General features: G+C 39.7%; 17 protein-coding genes and 1 other RNA gene. 8 read left to right on the plus strand and 10 right to left on the minus strand.

Annotated elements, in window-relative coordinates; genetic code table 11:
• The first annotated feature begins 37 nt into the window (after window positions 1-37).
• The 3 genes from lpxC (at window position 38) to pheA (ending at window position 3,883) form a co-directional block, all read left to right on the plus strand.
• Window positions 38-955 carry a UDP-3-O-acyl-N-acetylglucosamine deacetylase gene (gene lpxC / locus QQS40_RS06240; protein ID WP_289901303.1) on the plus strand — a complete coding sequence of 306 codons (918 nt, stop codon included), beginning with the start codon at window positions 38-40 and terminating at the stop codon, window positions 953-955.
• Window positions 956-1,076: 121 nt separating this feature from the next.
• Window positions 1,077-2,717, plus strand: coding sequence for a bifunctional UDP-sugar hydrolase/5'-nucleotidase UshA (gene ushA, locus QQS40_RS06245; RefSeq protein WP_289901302.1), 1,641 nt, complete (start codon window positions 1,077-1,079; stop codon window positions 2,715-2,717).
• Between the two features lie 8 nt (window positions 2,718-2,725).
• Window positions 2,726-3,883, plus strand: coding sequence for a prephenate dehydratase (gene pheA, locus QQS40_RS06250; RefSeq protein ID WP_289901301.1), 1,158 nt, complete (start codon window positions 2,726-2,728; stop codon window positions 3,881-3,883).
• Between the two features lie 67 nt (window positions 3,884-3,950).
• Here the strand turns inward: pheA and QQS40_RS06255 are convergent, their stop codons facing one another.
• A complete protein-coding gene (locus QQS40_RS06255; protein ID WP_005699889.1) occupies window positions 3,951-4,277 on the minus strand; it encodes a zinc ribbon domain-containing protein YjdM in 327 nt (108 codons plus the stop codon).
• Window positions 4,278-4,387: 110 nt separating this feature from the next.
• Between QQS40_RS06255 and QQS40_RS06260 the strand changes: the two genes are divergently transcribed.
• A complete protein-coding gene (locus QQS40_RS06260; RefSeq protein WP_289901300.1) occupies window positions 4,388-4,948 on the plus strand; it encodes a YtfJ family protein in 561 nt (186 codons plus the stop codon).
• Window positions 4,949-4,981: 33 nt separating this feature from the next.
• Here QQS40_RS06260 and QQS40_RS06265 read toward each other — a convergent pair whose 3' ends face one another.
• Complete coding sequence (locus tag QQS40_RS06265; RefSeq protein WP_289901299.1) at window positions 4,982-5,149, minus strand: anti-sigma factor family protein; 168 nt, start codon at window positions 5,147-5,149, stop codon at window positions 4,982-4,984.
• Between the two features lie 11 nt (window positions 5,150-5,160).
• On the minus strand, window positions 5,161-5,709 hold the full coding sequence (locus QQS40_RS06270; protein WP_289901298.1) for a sigma-70 family RNA polymerase sigma factor: 549 nt from the start codon (window positions 5,707-5,709) through the stop codon (window positions 5,161-5,163).
• A gap of 113 nt (window positions 5,710-5,822) precedes the next feature.
• Between QQS40_RS06270 and QQS40_RS06275 the strand changes: the two genes are divergently transcribed.
• The gene (locus tag QQS40_RS06275; RefSeq protein ID WP_289901297.1) at window positions 5,823-6,128 is read left to right on the plus strand and encodes a hypothetical protein; all 306 of its coding nucleotides are present in this window, start codon (window positions 5,823-5,825) and stop codon (window positions 6,126-6,128) included.
• Window positions 6,129-6,190: 62 nt separating this feature from the next.
• On the opposite strand, the gene cysS is transcribed toward QQS40_RS06275, so the two are convergent.
• Window positions 6,191-7,570 (minus strand): cysteine--tRNA ligase, encoded by a 1,380-nt coding sequence (cysS, locus tag QQS40_RS06280; RefSeq protein WP_289901296.1) that lies wholly within the window; start codon window positions 7,568-7,570, stop codon window positions 6,191-6,193.
• 107 nt (window positions 7,571-7,677) lie between these two features.
• Here cysS and QQS40_RS06285 point away from each other — a divergent pair, with 107 nt between their 5' ends.
• Both QQS40_RS06285 and QQS40_RS06290 read left to right on the plus strand, forming a co-directional pair.
• On the plus strand, window positions 7,678-8,187 hold the full coding sequence (locus tag QQS40_RS06285) for a peptidylprolyl isomerase (RefSeq protein WP_289901295.1): 510 nt from the start codon (window positions 7,678-7,680) through the stop codon (window positions 8,185-8,187).
• 59 nt (window positions 8,188-8,246) lie between these two features.
• Window positions 8,247-9,035 (plus strand): TatD family hydrolase, encoded by a 789-nt coding sequence (locus QQS40_RS06290; protein WP_329504345.1) that lies wholly within the window; start codon window positions 8,247-8,249, stop codon window positions 9,033-9,035.
• Here the strand turns inward: QQS40_RS06290 and nrdG are convergent.
• Window positions 9,032-9,499 (minus strand): anaerobic ribonucleoside-triphosphate reductase-activating protein, encoded by a 468-nt coding sequence (gene nrdG, locus QQS40_RS06295; RefSeq protein ID WP_329504347.1) that lies wholly within the window; start codon window positions 9,497-9,499, stop codon window positions 9,032-9,034. The two genes, QQS40_RS06290 and nrdG, sit on opposite strands and share 4 nt — an antisense overlap.
• A 127-nt stretch (window positions 9,500-9,626) precedes the next feature.
• Here nrdG and ffs point away from each other — a divergent pair.
• An RNA gene (ffs, locus tag QQS40_RS06300) (signal recognition particle sRNA small type) lies at window positions 9,627-9,725 on the plus strand.
• 26 nt (window positions 9,726-9,751) lie between these two features.
• Here the strand turns inward: ffs and cydC are convergent.
• The 5 genes from cydC to QQS40_RS06325 all read right to left on the minus strand — a co-directional run bounded on the left by cydC (window position 9,752) and on the right by QQS40_RS06325 (window position 16,690).
• On the minus strand, window positions 9,752-11,482 hold the full coding sequence (gene cydC / locus QQS40_RS06305) for a heme ABC transporter ATP-binding protein/permease CydC (protein WP_329504349.1): 1,731 nt from the start codon (window positions 11,480-11,482) through the stop codon (window positions 9,752-9,754).
• Window positions 11,482-13,242, minus strand: coding sequence for a heme ABC transporter permease/ATP-binding protein CydD (gene cydD, locus QQS40_RS06310; RefSeq protein ID WP_329504351.1), 1,761 nt, complete (start codon window positions 13,240-13,242; stop codon window positions 11,482-11,484). The genes cydC and cydD overlap by 1 nt, the downstream gene beginning before the upstream one ends.
• A gap of 117 nt (window positions 13,243-13,359) precedes the next feature.
• Window positions 13,360-14,313 (minus strand): thioredoxin-disulfide reductase, encoded by a 954-nt coding sequence (gene trxB, locus QQS40_RS06315; protein ID WP_329504353.1) that lies wholly within the window; start codon window positions 14,311-14,313, stop codon window positions 13,360-13,362.
• 89 nt (window positions 14,314-14,402) lie between these two features.
• Complete coding sequence (locus tag QQS40_RS06320) at window positions 14,403-15,260, minus strand: co-chaperone YbbN (protein WP_329504356.1); 858 nt, start codon at window positions 15,258-15,260, stop codon at window positions 14,403-14,405.
• A gap of 119 nt (window positions 15,261-15,379) precedes the next feature.
• Window positions 15,380-16,690 (minus strand): nucleobase:cation symporter-2 family protein, encoded by a 1,311-nt coding sequence (locus QQS40_RS06325; RefSeq protein ID WP_329504358.1) that lies wholly within the window; start codon window positions 16,688-16,690, stop codon window positions 15,380-15,382.
• Window positions 16,691-16,790 lie beyond the last annotated feature (100 nt).

Here is a 16,790-nt window from a genome sequence, read left to right on the forward strand (position 1 = left end):
GTACATAATCTTGTTGTGAAACAATAAGGTAAAAAAGATGATTAAACAAAGAACATTAAAACAAAGCATTAAAGTCACAGGTGTTGGCTTACATAGCGGTAAAAAAGTAACATTAACGTTGCGTCCGGCTATGCCGAATACTGGCGTGATTTACTGCCGTACTGATCTTAATCCGCCGGTGACTTTCCCTGCAAATGCAAATTCAGTGCGTGATACCATGCTTTGTACTGCACTGGTGAATGAACAAGGTGTGCGTGTTTCAACCGTAGAACACTTAAACGCAGCATTAGCGGGTTTAGGTATTGATAATATTATCATTGAAGTTGATGCACCTGAAATTCCAATCATGGACGGTAGTGCAAGCCCATTTATTTATTTGCTTTTAGATGCAGGTATTGAAGAACAAAATGCACCGAAGAAATTTATTCGTATTAAGAAAAATGTACGAGTAGAAGACGGTGATAAATGGGCAGAGTTTAAACCTTACAATGGTTTCCGTTTAGATTTCACAATTGACTTTGCTCATCCTGCGATTAGTAAAAATGTACGCAATTACGTGATGGATTTCTCAGCACAAGCATTCGTACATCAAATTAGTCGTGCAAGAACCTTTGGTTTCATGAAAGATATTGAGTATCTTCAATCTCAAGGCCTTGCATTAGGTGGTAGCTTAGATAATGCTATCGTATTAGATGATTACCGTATCTTAAATGAAGATGGATTACGCTTCAGAGATGAATTAGTTCGTCATAAGATGCTTGATGCGATTGGCGATCTTTACATGTGTGGCTATAACATCATCGGTGATTTCAAAGCTTATAAATCTGGTCACGGTTTAAATAATAAGTTACTCCGTGCTGTACTTGCCGATCAGGAAGCGTGGGAATTTGTTACCTTTGAAGATAAGAAACAAGTTCCACAAGGTTATGTTGCGCCTGCGCAGGTACTCATCTAACAGTGTTTTGTTGAAAAGCTATACTTCTTTCGGGAGTATAGCTTTTTTATTTCCCATCTTGCTCTATTATTTTTGTTTTCTGCGAAGGTAAAGAGCGGTCAAAAATAGAGGTGTTTTTACTATGAAAAAATTATTTACCGTGCTTCCTCTTGTGCTAGCAACTTCTGCGGCAATGGCATATGAACAGGACAAAACCTATCAATTTACCATATTGCACACCAATGATACGCACGGACATTTTTGGCCGAATGCAAAAGGTGAATATGGCTTTCCTGCACACAAAACAATTGTTAATCGCGTAAAAGCTGAAGTCGAGCAAAAAGGTGGTTCACTCGTTTTATTAAATGCAGGTGATTTTAATACTGGTGTACCTGAGTCAGATATGCAAACAGCAGAACCTGACATTAAAGCAATGAATGCGATGGGCTATGAAGCAACCGTATTAGGTAATCATGAGTTTGATAATCCACTACAAATTCTTGATATGCAAGAAAAATGGGCGAACTTCCCATTCTTATCTGCAAACGTCATTAATACCAAAACAGGTAAAACCTTAGTTAAACCTTATACCATTTTAAATAAACAAGATCTTAAAATTGCCGTGGTCGGTTTAACCACAGAAGATACTGCAAAATTAGGTAACCCAGAATACCTTCATAATGTGAAATTTGAAGATCCAACAACGGTAGCAAAAGCTACATTAAAAGAGCTAAATGAAACCGTTAAGCCCGATGTAAAAATCGCTTTAACACATATGGGCTATTACTATGATGCGAAACATGGTTCAAATGCGCCTGGTGATGTAAGTCTTGCGCGTAATCTAGATAAAGGCGCATTCGATATGATTATCGGTGGTCACAGCCATGATCCGATTTGCGTGGATGATAAAGGGGTATGGATTAAAGATTATCAACCAACTCAACCATGTAAACCAGATTTCCAAAATGGTACTTGGATTATGCAAGCATTTGAATGGGGTAAATACGTTGGTCGAGCTGACTTTGAGTTCAAAAATGGTGAGTTAAAATTAGTGAATTATCAATTAATTCCAGTGAACTTGAAGAAAAAAGTGAAAAAAGAAGACGGTAAAACAGAATATGTGAACTATGCCGAAGAGATTCCACAAGATCCAGAAATGGAAAAACTTTTAAAGTCTTACCAAGATAAAGGTGATGCTTTATTAAGCCAAAAAGTGGGGAAATTAAATGGTAAGTTAGAAGGTGATCGTACCATTATTCGTTTTGAACAAACTAACCTTGGTCACTTAATTGCAGAAGCACAACGTCAAAAAGCGAAAGCAGACATTGGTATCATGAACTCAGGTGGTATTCGTGATTCTATCCAAGAAGGTGATGTAACCTATAAAGATATCTTAAAAATCCATCCATTTGGTAATATTGTGAGCTATTTTGAATTAACCGGTAAAGAATTACTGGATTATTTAAATGTGGTGGCATTGAAAGAAGTGGATTCGGGTGCCTATGCACAATATTCAGGTATCAGCATGACAGTAAATCGTGCGGATAAGAAAGTTGAAAATGTGAAAATTCAAGGTAAACCATTGGATTTAAATAAAACTTACCGTATTTCTGTCCCAAGCTATAATGCTGCCGGTGGAGATGGTTATCCAGTCATGACAAAAAATCCAACTTTCGTTAACACCGGTTTTATTGATGCGGATGTTTTAAAAGAATTTTTTGAGAAAAATTCACCTATTAGTGCTGAAAAATATATCCCTCATAATGAAGTAACCTTTAAATAAGGAATGAAATGGCATTAGAGTTATCCGAAATTCGTCAGCAAATTACGCAAATTGATCGCAGCTTGTTAAAGCTGCTTTCAGAGCGTCACCGGCTGGCATATGATGTAGTAAGAAGCAAAGAAGTGACGCAAAAAGCGTTGCGCGATTTAGAGCGCGAGCAGCAACTGTTACAAGAGCTTATTCAATTTTCTGAAAGTCAAAATTATCAGCTTGAACCGCAATATATTACCGCAGTCTTCCAAAAGATCATTGAAGATTCTGTGCTCACACAGCAAGTGTATTTACAGAAAAAGCTCAATGAGCAACGAGAAGAAACGTTACATATCGCTTTCTTAGGCAAGCGTGGTTCTTACTCTAATTTGGCTGCGCGTAATTATGCTGCTCGCTACCATCAGCAATTTGCTGAAATCAGCTGTGATTCCTTTGCTCAAATTTTTGAAAAGGTTGAAAGTGGGGAATCTGATTATGGCGTACTTCCTTTAGAAAACACCACATCAGGCGCAATTAATGAAGTTTATGATTTACTTCAACATACCAACTTATCTTTGGTAGGCGAGTTGGCTTATCCTATCAAGCATTGTGTTTTAGTGAATGAACAGGATGATTTAAGCAAAATTGATACACTTTATAGCCATCCACAGGTGATCCAGCAGTGTAGTCAATTTATTCAAAGTCTTGAGCGAGTGCATATCGAGTACTGCGAAAGTAGCTCTCATGCCATGCAGCTTGTGTCAAGCTTGAATAAACCGAATATTGCGGCACTGGGCAATGAAGATGGCGGCAAGCTTTACGGCTTACATGTGTTAAAACATAATATTGCGAATCAAGAAAACAATATTACTCGTTTTATTGTGGTAGCCAAACAAGCTCGAGAAGTTTCACCGCAAATTCATACTAAAACCTTATTGTTGATGACAACATCGCAACAAGCGGGTTCTTTGGTGGATGCTTTACTTGTGTTTAAAAAGCATGGTATTAATATGACCAAGCTTGAATCTCGTCCTATTTATGGAAAACCTTGGGAAGAAATGTTCTATTTGGAAATTGAAGGAAATATTCATCATCCTGATACCCAAATCGCCTTGGAAGAGCTTAAGCAGTTCAGTAATTATCTGAAAGTACTTGGTTGTTATCCAAGTGAAATTGTGAAACCTGCGAAGGTATAACGAAAATAAAAAAGAGCGGTCGATTTAAAACAACGTTAAAATCGACCGCTCTTTTTATCGGGAATTTTTAGGCTTTTTTCAAGAACTCTGATTTCAACATAATTTTGCCACAATCAACGTTGTGATCACCGTTTACCAGACGGATGTTTTTGAATTTCGTGCCTTTCTTCAACACTTCAGATGAACCTTTTAATTTTAAATCTTTAATTAAAAGCACATCATCACCATCGGCTAACAAGTTACCGTTGCTGTCTTTAACAATCAGTTGATCTTCATCGGCTTCAACTGTTTCGTTACCATTCCACTCATTGCCACAATCAGGGCAAACAAAATTCACAGAATCATGATAAACATATTCGCCTTTACATTTTGGGCAAGCTGGCATTTGATCCATTTCTTTTTCCTTCTTTATCTGATTTAAGCAAAGTATAATGCGCACGGAGTATAACAAAAAAGTGACTATTCGCCAAAAATGGGCAATTTCACGGAATTTATGAGGTATTTATGAAAAAAATTATGCTTTTGAGTGCAGTTATGGGGAGTTTAATCTCAGTTAATGCATTCGCTCACAATATCCAACCTAACCAACTTTTAGCTAATGTAACGGTTTCAGATAAGGGTGAAATTACTTTAAATGGCAATGATGTGGCGTATAAATCGTGGAGCGCAACGGCATTACCTGGCAAAGTCCGTGTGATTCAGCACATTGCAGGCAGAAGTGCGGCAAAAGAGAAAAATCAAGCAATGATCGAAGCCATCAAAGCCGCTCATTTTAACCAAGCTAAATATCAAACCACGACGATTATTAATGCTGATGATGCTGTTGTGGGCACAGGCATGTTTGTGAAAAGTAGTGCAGAAAAAGGCAAAAAAGAAAATGCCCACAGCCAAGTGATTTTAGATGATAAAAGTGCGGTCAAAAATGCATGGGGATTACGTGAAAAAGACAGCGTGATTATTTTGCTTGATAAAACCGGCAAAGTGCAATTTGTGAAAGAAGGTAAATTGACGGATGATGAAGTCAAGGAAGTCATTTCACGTGTAACAGCGTTAATGGTGAAGTAACAGACCTATAAGCGGAAGTTGTCTTCCGCTTTTTTATCCTTTGAAATCCAGCATTAATTTTCTCAATGTGCCACAATTTCGTTGAAATTTACGACAATGTGTACAAATGGAAAGATGCAAATTGAGCCCAATTTTTTCTTTGGTCATTAATGGGCGTTCCTGCGCATCTGAAATGAGTCGAGTCGCTTGGCGACATTTCATAAAGTCACTCCTTAAAGTTTATGAGATAAGCAGTTTTGAAGTTGTAAGCGGGCACGATAGAGCGTCGTGTGCAAGTTACTTATACTTAGTTGATTTTCTTGGCAAATTTCTTCGGAAGATAATTCCAAAAACTCTCTCATCATAAAAATCTTGGCTTGTTTGGCCGGTAGGCAAGTTAAACAAGTTTCAAAAATCAGCCAAAACTCTTCGGAATAGACCGCACTCTCGCTCTGTTCAAGATCAAGTGGGGAATGTTCAGCTTTCCAGTGTCCCCCTTCATCAAAGAAATGATTGGTTTGTTCTTCATCTTCAATTTCGGTTTCTAGCACTAATTTGCCTTTCTGGCGAAGAAAATCAATGATTTTATTTTTTAAGATAGCAAAGACCCAGGTTTTAAATGCGGCTTGTCGTTTAAATTGTTCAAGATGGTTAAATGCACTTAAAAAACTCTCTTGCACCAAATCTTCAGCCAATACAGAATCGCCCACCTGTAATGTGGCAAATTTCAGCATTTGCTCTCTAATTAGTGTCAGTTCTTTATCGGAAATTCCGGTTTCCATATTTTTTCCTTGGAAAATGTGTAAGAAAAAGGTTCCTGATTCGTCTAATGATAATGAAAGGGGAAGGCCTTTCTAGATAACGTTAATTATTCACAAATTAAGGAAGATTCAAAATGAAAAATATTACTGCAAAAACAGCCTTTACCGCTATTGCTGCACTTTTCTTCGCAACCAGTCTTTATGCGACCGATATGAAATCTAATGAAATGTCGATGGCAAAAGATCCCATGCCGATGACAAAAGACGCTATGCCAATGCAAAACGACAAAATGGCATCGGATGGAATGATGAAATCTCATGATATGAAATCTCACGACATGAAAATGGATAATATGAAATCAGAAGGCATGCAATCTAATGATATGAAAACAAAAGAAATGAAGAAAAAAGCAAAAACAATGGAAAACCCGAAAATGTAATGCTTTCTTCTTAAAAGAAAAACGGCGGTCAAATTGACCGCCGTTTTTGTATCAAAGTGAGATTATTGTTTACGCCACGTTGTGCCGTTGGCGCCATCTTCTAACACAATTCCCATCGCGGTGAGTTCATTACGTGCCGCATCCGCAGCAGCCCAATCTTTAGCTGCACGAGCTTCGTTGCGTTGTTTGATGAGCGCTTCAATTTTTGCGACTTCATCATCGTCAGAGCCAGCTTGTAAGAATTTTTCTGGATCTTGTTGAAGTAAACCTAAGATACCCGCTAACTCACGTAAACGCGCAGCAAGACTATTGGCTTTTTCTGCATCTTCAGTTTTCAATTTATTGATTTCACGCGCCATTTCAAATAGGACAGAAAGGGCATTAGGCGTATTGAAATCATCGTCCATGGCTTCACGGAAGGCTTCCACAAAATTTTCACCACCAAAAGCGACCGCACTTTGATCAGTGCCACGTAAAGCGGTGTACAAACGTTCCAATGCACCTTGTGCTAAATTCAGGTTTTCTTCACTATAATTGAGTTGGCTACGATAGTGTGCCGTTAGTAAGAAATAACGTACCGCTTCTGCATTGTAGTGGTTTAATACATCACGAATAGTGAAGAAGTTGCCGAGGGATTTCGACATTTTTTCTTTATCTACCATGATCATGCCAGAATGGATCCAATAATTCACATATTGGCCACCGTGAGCACAACAAGATTGCGCAATTTCATTTTCGTGGTGCGGGAACATTAAATCAGAACCACCGCCGTGAATATCAAAATGTTCACCAAGTTGTTTGCAGTTCATCGCCGAACATTCAATGTGCCAACCTGGGCGACCTGCGCCCCATGGGGATGGCCAGCTTGGTTCGTTTTCTTTCGACATTTTCCAAAGCACGAAATCCATTGGATTTTTCTTGATTTCATTAATTTCAATACGTGCACCCGCTTGTAATTGGTCAAGATCTTGGCGTGATAATTTGCCGTATTCTTTAAAGCTTTCTACATCAAACATCACGTCACCATTGTCTGCAACATAAGCATGACCACGTGCAATCAGTTTTTCCACAATCTCAATAATTTCAGGGATATGATGCGTCGCACGAGGCTCAAAATCAGGGCGTAATACGTTTAACGCATCAAAATCTTTATACATTTCTTGTACCATACGATCCACAAGTTGATCGCAGGTTTCTTTGTTTTCTAATGCACGTTTAATGATTTTATCGTCCACATCCGTGATATTACGCACATAAGTTAAATCGTAGCCTAAAGAGCGTAAATAGCGAGCAATCACATCAAAACATACAAAGGTACGGCCGTGGCCAATATGGCATAAATCGTAAACGGTCACGCCGCACACATACATACCCACTTTTCCTTCATGGATAGGTTTGAACACTTCTTTTTCACGAGTGAGGGTATTAAAGATCTTTAACATATTTTTTCTCTTCTGATTGGAATCCGACCGCACTTTTTCTGCTCATGGTGGCACTTTCTCGCCATTTGTGGAATAATGAATGCCTTAATTTTCAAGAGGAAAACAACATGGTTACATTACACACAAATTTTGGCGATATTAAAATTCAACTTGATTTTGATAAAGCGCCAATCACTGCAGAAAACTTTTTAAATTATTGTAAAAACGGTTTCTATAATAACACAATTTTTCATCGTGTTATTGATGGATTTATGATCCAAGGCGGTGGTATGGAAAGCGGAATGCGTGAAAAAGCAACAAACGCACCGATCCAAAATGAAGCTAATAATCGTTTAAGCAATAAACGTGGCACAATCGCCATGGCGCGTACCTCTGATCCACATTCTGCAACGGCACAATTCTTTATTAACGTGGCAGATAATGACTTCTTAAACTACCGTTCAAAAGAGATGTTTGGCCGTGAAGTCGTGCAAGAATGGGGCTATGCCGTATTCGGTGAAGTGGTAGAAGGCATGGATGTGGTTGATAAAATCAAGAAAGTAAAAACTGGTAATAAAGGTTTCCACCAAGACGTGCCAACAGAAGATGTGGTGATTACATCAGTGTCTGTTGAATAATGAATTCGGTGTGTGGATGCGTAATCTACACACCTTTTTTTCTTAAGCGAAATAACATTATGCCTTTCTTCGATACTCATACCCATCTTGATTATCTTCATCATGATACTGGTGAGCCATTGGTTCAGCTGGTGGATAACGCTAAGCAAGCTGATGTGCAAAAAATTCTAATTGTGGCGGTAAAAGAGTCGGATTTTAAAACAATCCAAAATATGATCGCACTTTTTCCTGAGCATCTTTATTGTGGGCTTGGGTTGCATCCTCTTTATATCAAAGAGCATCAAGAGCATGATTTAGAGATATTGGATGCGGCATTATCTGTTCGTAATCAAAATTGTACAGCCGTAGCAGAAATTGGCTTAGAATGTGCGATTCCCGATTTATTGACGGATGAATTATGGCAAAAACAACAGCACTTTCTGGAGAGTCAGCTTTATTTAGCGAAGAAATATAATCTGTCGGTCAATTTACATAGCCGAAAATCCCATGAGCAATTATTCCGTTTTTTAAAACAAGCCAATTTGCCAAAATGTGGTGTGGTGCATGGTTTTTCTGGAAGTTATGAGCAAGCAAAACGATTTGTGGATTTAGGCTATAAAATTGGCGTAGGCGGTACTATTACTTATGAACGCGCGAATAAAACGCGTCAAGCGATTGCGAAGTTGCCATTAGAGGCGTTGGTGTTAGAAACGGATACACCAGATATGCCGGTGTTTGGCTTTCAAGGGCAACCTAATCGACCAGAGCGGATTGTTCACACCTTTGAGGCGTTATGCCATTTAAGAAGTGAAAATGCTGAAGAGATTAAAGAAATGGCTTGGCAGAATAGCTTAACCTTATTCGGTTAAACCTTAAAACGGTAAATCACTTGATTGGCTGAACCGCGCCAAACCAAGCTTGGGTCAGCCTGTTCTTGTATAAATTTCCCATCAATAAGCACGTTAATATAAGGCAACATTTGACGTTGATAATCATTAAGTTCATTCAGTTTATATCCCGTCCACACCCAAATATCCTTATCAGGACATTCTTTTTTGACACGCTGTACAAAAGGAAGTAAGGCTTCAACATTACGAGGATGCATCGGATCTCCACCAGAAAGCGTGAGCCCTTGACGTTTAATGCGCGTATCTTTTAAATCATTGATGATCTGTTGCTCCATTGCTTCATCAAATAATACGCCATTATCAAAAGACCAACTCTTTTGGTTGTAGCAACCACGGCAACCATGCGTACAACCGCTAACGAAAAGGGTACAACGCGTGCCTTCGCCATTTACAACATCGGTAGGGTAGTATTGGAGATAGTTCATGGTTTTACCTCAAAAGTGCGGTTGATTTTCTCGTCAAATTCACCGAATTGATAAATTAACCTTTGCAATACCGGGCCAATTCTTGCATAATAGCCCACCTAATCGCATTGCGATATCAATGGAAATCTTCTCAGTCTCTCGCAACGGTGTCCGGTTTACTCGGTCAGGTTCGGAAGAAAGCAGCCAAAGTCGGAATTTCTGTGTGCCGAGAATAAGCTGGGAAGATTTCCACCCAACTTATCCTTCCTTGTTTTACACACGCTCCACTAATTGTTTGAAGAACCCTTTTTCTAATTGCAATAATTCTGCATAAGTGCCTTTTTCAATTAGCTTTGCTTCATCAATCACATAAAGCTCATCAAATTGCTCAATCGCCGTTAAGCGGTGAGTCACCATAATTAAGGTTTTATTTTCAGCATGGGCAAGAATTAAACGCAGAATTTGGCGTTCCGTTTCTCGGTCTAAACCTTCAGTTGGCTCATCTAATAATAAAATTGGCGCATCATTAAGCAAAATACGCGCTAAGCCTAAACGACGTTGTTCTCCACCAGAAAGTGGACGGCCGCCATCACCTAACCAAATATCTAAACCTTGTTCTTGTTCCAACAATTTGCCTAAACCAACTTGATTTAACACCTCGATCATTTTTTCATCTGAAATCTTGACCGCACTTGCAAATTGCAGATTTTGACGAAGTGTATCGCTAAATACATGAACACGTTGCGTTAAAAAGCAGAATTGGTTGCGTAATGTGTCTTCTGAATAATCAGCAATGGGTTTTCCAGCAAGGAATAATTCTCCTTGATTAGCATCATAATTACGCACTAAAAGCTGTAATAACGTGGATTTTCCGCTGCCTGTTTTACCTAAAATTGCGACTTTTTTGCCTTTTTGAATAGTTAAATTCAAATTCTCTAAAGCACGATTTTGACGTTCAGGATAAGTAAAAGAAAGATCTTTGGCTTCAATTAATGTTGTGGCGTTTTGATCGAACTCCGCTTTGCCATTAAAAGCCACTAATGGTTGTTGTTCGATAATATCTGTCAGGCGTTCAGCTGACGCAATGACTTGCCCGATATGTAAGAATGCAGAACCTAATGGCATTAAGATTTCAAATGAAGCTAAGGCCGCAAAAGTGAAGAGCGCAATAAATGCCATGCGATATTCATCGTTACCAAACTCCGCTTGTGAGCTAAACCACAACATTGCGGCAATAATTAAACCATTTAAAAAGAGTGAAAGTGCGGTTGAAAATCCGCTTAAATTTGCTTCTTTTTGCTGGTCTGCTTGCCAGTTAGCTTCAGTTTTAGCCATGTTATCTTTCAATTTATCTTCAGCATTAAAGAGCAATAATTCCGCTTGTGCTTGGATAAATTCTAAGAATTGCGTGCGATAAAGTGCGCGTGAATGCACGAGTTTATCGCCAAATTTTTTACCCAGTTGGTAGAAAACGGTTGGAATAACGAATACCAATATAAGCAGGCTCACACCTAGACCTAAGGCTAAAGGAGCATTGACAAAACTTAGGCCAATACACATGGTTAGAATCACAAAAATAGCCGTAATAAATGGCGCAATTAAGCGAAGATAAAGGCTATCGAGGGTATCTACATCAGACACTAAGCGGTTTAGCAAATCGCTGTTACGGTAGCGATTTAACACAGCAGGGCTTAATGGAATAATTTTCTCAAAAACTTGTACCCGTAATTTAGCCAATATGCGGAAAGTCGCATCGTGTGTCACCAACTTTTCAAAATAACGGAAAAGGGTACGGCCAATGGCAAGCCCACGCACAGAGGCAGAAGGATAGAAGAAATTAAATAACGTGCCAAGACCCGCAATGGCCGTTGCCGCTAAAAACCAACCCGATGTGGTCAGCAAGCCTATGCTAGATGCAAGACCCGTAATCATTAAAACCAAGCCTAAAAATAAAGGCAACTTGGCAAATTTAAATAAACGTAAAAAGGGAAGTAAAGCACGCATTATTGAATGTCCTCTTTTCGTTGAGCCAATAATTCGGCAAAGAAGCCTTGATCTTTTAATTGGTTGAAATGCCCTTGTTGAACAATTTGACCTTCTTGCATCACAAAAATATTGTTACATTGTTTTAGATCTTCAATACGGTGTGTGATCATTAAGGTCGTTTGGTTATGGCTCATTTCTGCAAGGGCAGCAAGTACCAGATTTTCAGACTGAGCATCGAGGCTAGCCGTTGGCTCATCGAGTAATAATAAATTGCCTTTGCGTAGTAAAGCGCGTGCGATAGCTAAGCGCTGAGCTTGGCCTACAGATACACCAATGCCGCCATCTTTAATTTCGCTATCCAAGCCTAATTTGTCGGTAAACTCTTTCGCTTGCGCAGAAATCAAGGCTTGCTCAATTTGCTCATCAGTTGCTTGAATATCACCTAAAAGTAGATTTTCTTTGATGCTGCCTTGTAGCAGTAATGGGTTTTGACCTACCCACGCAATTTGTTTACGCCAGTCGCTTAAACGGCTTTGATTAAGTTCTACACCGTTAATTTTTAAGCTACCTTCATAAGGCAAGAAACCGAGTAATACATTGATTAAAGAGGTTTTTCCTGCGCCACTTTGGCCGACAAGGGCAATATGGCTTTCTTTCGGAATATGGAATGAAAGTGGCTTAGTTAATGGTTGACCTTGTGGAGAAAGTGCCACTAAATTTTCAGCCTGAATTTCGACCGCACTTTGTGCTGGAATTTGTTCATTGCTTTGATGTGCAATTAAATAATCTGCCTCTAAGAAATCGACAATGGCATCAGCAGCACCAATGCCTGCTGCACGATCGTGATAGTAAGTCCCGAGATCACGCAATGGCTGATAAAACTCTGGTGCTAGAATTAAGCAGAAAAAGCCGGTAAACAAGGTCAGCGTGGTACCATAAGTACCAAATTCGACTTGGCCTAAATAGCTAAAACCAAAATACACCGCCATTAAAGCAATGGAAATGGAGGTGAAAAACTCTAACACAGCGGAAGAGAGAAACGCCATTTTAAGTACGTCCATGGTCGTTTCACGGAAGTCTTCCGTTGTGTTTTCAATATGTTGTGTTTGTTTTGAAGTGCGGTTGAAAAGACGCAAGGTTTCTAAACCGCGTAAGCGATCCAAGAATTGTGCACTTAAGCGAGAAAGGGTTGCCATATTTTTTTGGCTACTATCTGCTGCTGCAATCCCTACTAGAATCATAAAAATTGGCACAAGTGGTGCGGTCACCATCAAAATCAGTCCAGCAGCCCAGTTGAGTGGGAATACAGCAATTAAAATCACCATTGGTACAATGGCAGACAAACTTTGTTGTGGTAAGAAACGCGCATAGAAGTTATGCAGATTTTCCACTTGTTCAAGCATGATACTTGCCCAGCTTCCGGCTGGTTTATTATTGATGGTGGCCGGCCCAACTTGATGGATTTTATCTAAGATCTTTTGACGCATATGATTGCGCAGTAATCGACCTGCTTTAAAGCCAATTTTTTCGCGTAGCCATAAAATGACTGCACGCAAAGCAAAAGTCATGATTAATGCAATAAAATATGGAACTAGCTCAGCGCGATCGATGTTTTGCATAATGAGCTTGTCGAGCAATGTCGCAAGAAAATAGGCTTGAGCCACAAGAATTAAGGAAGAAAGTGTGGCAAGGGCAATATTGGTGCGCATTAATTTTTTAACAGGTTGCTGTTGCGCACGAAGCCATTTTTGTAAATATTTTTGGCGAAGTTTGTCCATTGTTTTTATTTATCCTAGGATAGGATGAGTTGGCTGGAGGATTAAAAAACCTACCTTTGAAAAATAATAGGTGCGTGAAACCTTGTTTTACGCACCTTACATGAGAATTTAGCGCACTTATTCTTGTGCATCTAAATAACGTTCAGCATCTAATGCTGCCATACAGCCTGTCCCCGCTGAAGTAATGGCTTGGCGATAGTTGTGATCCATCACATCACCTGCAGCAAAAACACCTTCTACAGAGGTCGCTGTTGCATTGCCTTCAAGACCAGATTTAACAACGATATAACCGTTGTTAAGCTCAAGCTGACCTTGGAAAATTTCAGTGTTTGGCGCATGACCGATAGCAATAAATAAACCGTCTAATTTCACGTCTTCTTTTTCGCCAGTTTTTACGTTTTCTAAACGTACACCTGTTACGCCCATGTTATCGCCTAACACTTCATTCAAAGTGCGGTCAGTATGAAGCACGATTTTGCTTTCTTCGACTTTTTTGTATAAGCGATCGATTAAGATTTTTTCCGCACGGAAGCTATCGCGACGGTGGATTAAGTGCACTTCAGACGCAATATTCGCTAAGTAAAGTGCTTCCTCAACGGCGGTATTTCCACCACCGACAACGGCAACCGGTTTATTGCGATAGAAGAAACCATCACAGGTTGCGCAAGCTGAAACACCACGGCCTTTATAAGCGGTTTCTGATTCTAATCCGATATAACGTGCGGATGCCCCTGTTGCGATGATTAACGCATCACATGTGAAGGTTTGCATATCACCATAAAGTTTGAACGGGCGAGAAGATAAATCGACTTTATTAATATGATCAAACACGATTTCGGTTTCAAATTTTTCGGCGTGTTGCAACATACGTTGCATTAAACCTGAACCAGTGGTGATTTCAAAATCACCCGGCCAGTTTTCAATTTCATCCGTGGTAGTAAGTTGTCCGCCTTGTTGAAGACCGGTCACTAAAACAGGTTTTAAGTTCGCACGTGCGGCATAAATAGCCGCGGTATAACCCGCAGGGCCTGAACCTAAAATTAATAATTTACTGTGTTTAACGTCTGACATAAAGAATCCTTTGTTTATAAAATAAAGCATGAGGTTTTTGGAGTTCGTCCATTATAAAGCCTTCATGCATAAAAAAATAGTTGATCGTATTAGTAAAGCAATGCATACAGCAATCGGCGATATTTATTGGTGATAGGATCTGCATTGCCAATGGCTGATAAAATAGCTAAAAACTGTTGCTTCACTTCACCGTTTTCCGCAGAAAGATCTTGTTTAAGAATGCTAAATAATAAATCTAATGCTTCTTCGTTTCGATTGGCTTGATGTAGCTGAACTGCCAATTTCAACGCAATTTCAGGCGTTGGATTTTTCGCATAATCCGCTTGTAATTGCTGAATTTCTGGCGTATCGGCCGCTTTAATTAAAAGCTCAATCTGCGCTTGTAAGCCATGCCAACGACTGTCGCGATCCTGAATCGGAATTTGCGCTAAAATATCTGATGCAGGCTCCGTTTTTTTCATGGCGATATAGGTTTCCGCATAAAGTAATGCCACATCGCTGTTTTTCTTATCCGAAAGCTCCCAGGCTTCTTTCAGTAATGGAAGAGCAGAGTCGTAATCTTCCACTTGTAAAAAATCCAAGGCTTTTTGGAATTTTAAATCTTCTTCTTTTGGCAAAATGGCGCTTAAACGTTGTAATAAGCTGGTTTCATCTAATGTGCCAGGGAAGGCATCTAATGCTTGTGCCTCTTTAAAAAGGTAGGTCGTTGGCAACGCTTGAATACGAAATTGTGCGGCAAGCATTTGCTCCGTTTCACAATTGACTAAGCCGAGAATAAATTGCCCTTGGTGTTGTTCTGCAACACGTTTTAGGACTTTTGCAAAATCAGCTGATTCTTTATGGCTTAGTGCATAAAAGTTAATGACAAGCGGGGTTTCAACAGAACGTTGCAACGTTTCGGTAAGATTTTGTTCGTTGAGTTCAACTAAAAAAGGTAAATCTGCCATTTTTATTCCTTGATAAATGGAAAATGATGCCTGATTTTAACAAAGTGCGGTCAGTTTTAGAAATATTTTACAGGAAAAGAAAAGGGCAGTGTTAATCTGCCCTTATTCGCTATCTATTTTTATTCTTTTGTTTCTTCCACTTTATCTTCTGGAAGCACGAGGTTAAGAATTAAGGCAAGTAATGAGCCTACGGTAATGCCTGAACCGAGCACTTCTTTGAAAAAGTGCGGTAATTTATCAAGCAATTCTGGACGAGTTGTCACGGCTAAGCCACAGCCAATGGAAATGGCAATAATTAAACCATTGCGTTTGCTACGTGCGACTTTGTCTAACATTTGGATACCCGCAGCGATAATCATCGCGAACATCATTAAGCCTGCACCACCTAATACAGGCAATGGAATTGAAACAATTAATGCGCCAAATACAGGGAATAAGCCCGCTAGCGCTAGAAGTACACCGGTTAGCGCAACCACGTGACGGCTTGCCACGCCCGTTAGAGAAATGACGCCAATGTTTTGTGAGAATGAAGAGAATGGTGTGGTGGACATTATGGCAGCTAGGGCAGATCCTAAACCATCGGCTAAAACGCCACCACGTAAATGTTTGCCGGTAATTTCTGTTTGGGTTGCATTACCTAGTGCTAAGAAGTTACCGCTTGATTCAACGATTGTCACTAAATAGGCAATGGACATGCCGATAATACCTGAAATAGGGAAGGCTAAACCAAAGTGTAGCGGTTGTGGAATTGCGAAAGTTTGCGCTTGTTTTACGCCTTCAAAGCTCACCCAGCCCATGGCTAAACACACAAGATAGCCTGTCATCATACCAATAACGATTGCTGCGGCAGAGAAAATTCCTTTGCCCCATTGTACGAGCGCAACCACGATCACCAATACAAAGCTCGCCATCATTAAATTTTCTGGTGTAGCATAATTCGCATCACCACGTTGACCACCTGCGAACCAGTCAACGGCAACAGGAATAAGGCTTAAACCGATCATCATAACGACAGTACCTGTTACAATCGGTGGGAACAATTTACGAATATACGGCATAAAGAAACTGCCGATAATCATCACTAAGGAACCAATGAGAGAGGAACCTAATATACCGGCGATGCCATATTCACTGAAACCAATGGCCAGTGCAGCGGCAACGAAAGTAAAACTGGTTCCCATCACACTTGGCAAACGAATGCCCACAGGTCCCAAGCCTTTGCATTGAATAACGGTCACCACGCCAGAAATCAAGAGTGCAGCATTCACTAGCGTAATGGTATCTTCGGTAGGTAATTTTAAGACGTTACCAATGACCAATGGTACGGCAATAATCCCCCCGAGTGCGGCAAGTAAATGTTGTGCCGCAAGGAGTAAACTCAATCCGAAAGGTGGTTTGTCTTCCACGGTATAAAGTAGATTGTTATTCATTAGGTTCCCTTAAATAGAAAAAATTGCGCGAATTATACGTTAATTTTCACCTATGGCAAACGTTTGCGTAATGAAAGGTAAAAAAGTACAGTTGAAAATA

Origin of the sequence: Haemophilus parainfluenzae, assembly GCF_036288925.1 — a bacterium.
In the GTDB taxonomy this organism is placed as follows: domain Bacteria; phylum Pseudomonadota; class Gammaproteobacteria; order Enterobacterales; family Pasteurellaceae; genus Haemophilus_D.

Coding starts and splice junctions, on each gene's coding strand:
- lpxC (WP_289901303.1), top strand. CDS start 38: ATGATTAAACAAAGAACATTAAAACAAAGCATTAAAGTCACAGGTGTT.
- ushA (WP_289901302.1), top strand. CDS start 1,077: ATGAAAAAATTATTTACCGTGCTTCCTCTTGTGCTAGCAACTTCTGCG.
- pheA (WP_289901301.1), top strand. CDS start 2,726: ATGGCATTAGAGTTATCCGAAATTCGTCAGCAAATTACGCAAATTGAT.
- QQS40_RS06255 (WP_005699889.1), bottom strand. CDS start 4,277: ATGGATCAAATGCCAGCTTGCCCAAAATGTAAAGGCGAATATGTTTAT.
- QQS40_RS06260 (WP_289901300.1), top strand. CDS start 4,388: ATGAAAAAAATTATGCTTTTGAGTGCAGTTATGGGGAGTTTAATCTCA.
- QQS40_RS06265 (WP_289901299.1), bottom strand. CDS start 5,149: ATGAAATGTCGCCAAGCGACTCGACTCATTTCAGATGCGCAGGAACGC.
- QQS40_RS06270 (WP_289901298.1), bottom strand. CDS start 5,709: ATGGAAACCGGAATTTCCGATAAAGAACTGACACTAATTAGAGAGCAA.
- QQS40_RS06275 (WP_289901297.1), top strand. CDS start 5,823: ATGAAAAATATTACTGCAAAAACAGCCTTTACCGCTATTGCTGCACTT.
- cysS (WP_289901296.1), bottom strand. CDS start 7,570: ATGTTAAAGATCTTTAATACCCTCACTCGTGAAAAAGAAGTGTTCAAA.
- QQS40_RS06285 (WP_289901295.1), top strand. CDS start 7,678: ATGGTTACATTACACACAAATTTTGGCGATATTAAAATTCAACTTGAT.
- QQS40_RS06290 (WP_329504345.1), top strand. CDS start 8,247: ATGCCTTTCTTCGATACTCATACCCATCTTGATTATCTTCATCATGAT.
- nrdG (WP_329504347.1), bottom strand. CDS start 9,499: ATGAACTATCTCCAATACTACCCTACCGATGTTGTAAATGGCGAAGGC.
- cydC (WP_329504349.1), bottom strand. CDS start 11,482: ATGCGTGCTTTACTTCCCTTTTTACGTTTATTTAAATTTGCCAAGTTG.
- cydD (WP_329504351.1), bottom strand. CDS start 13,242: ATGGACAAACTTCGCCAAAAATATTTACAAAAATGGCTTCGTGCGCAA.
- trxB (WP_329504353.1), bottom strand. CDS start 14,313: ATGTCAGACGTTAAACACAGTAAATTATTAATTTTAGGTTCAGGCCCT.
- QQS40_RS06320 (WP_329504356.1), bottom strand. CDS start 15,260: ATGGCAGATTTACCTTTTTTAGTTGAACTCAACGAACAAAATCTTACC.
- QQS40_RS06325 (WP_329504358.1), bottom strand. CDS start 16,690: ATGAATAACAATCTACTTTATACCGTGGAAGACAAACCACCTTTCGGA.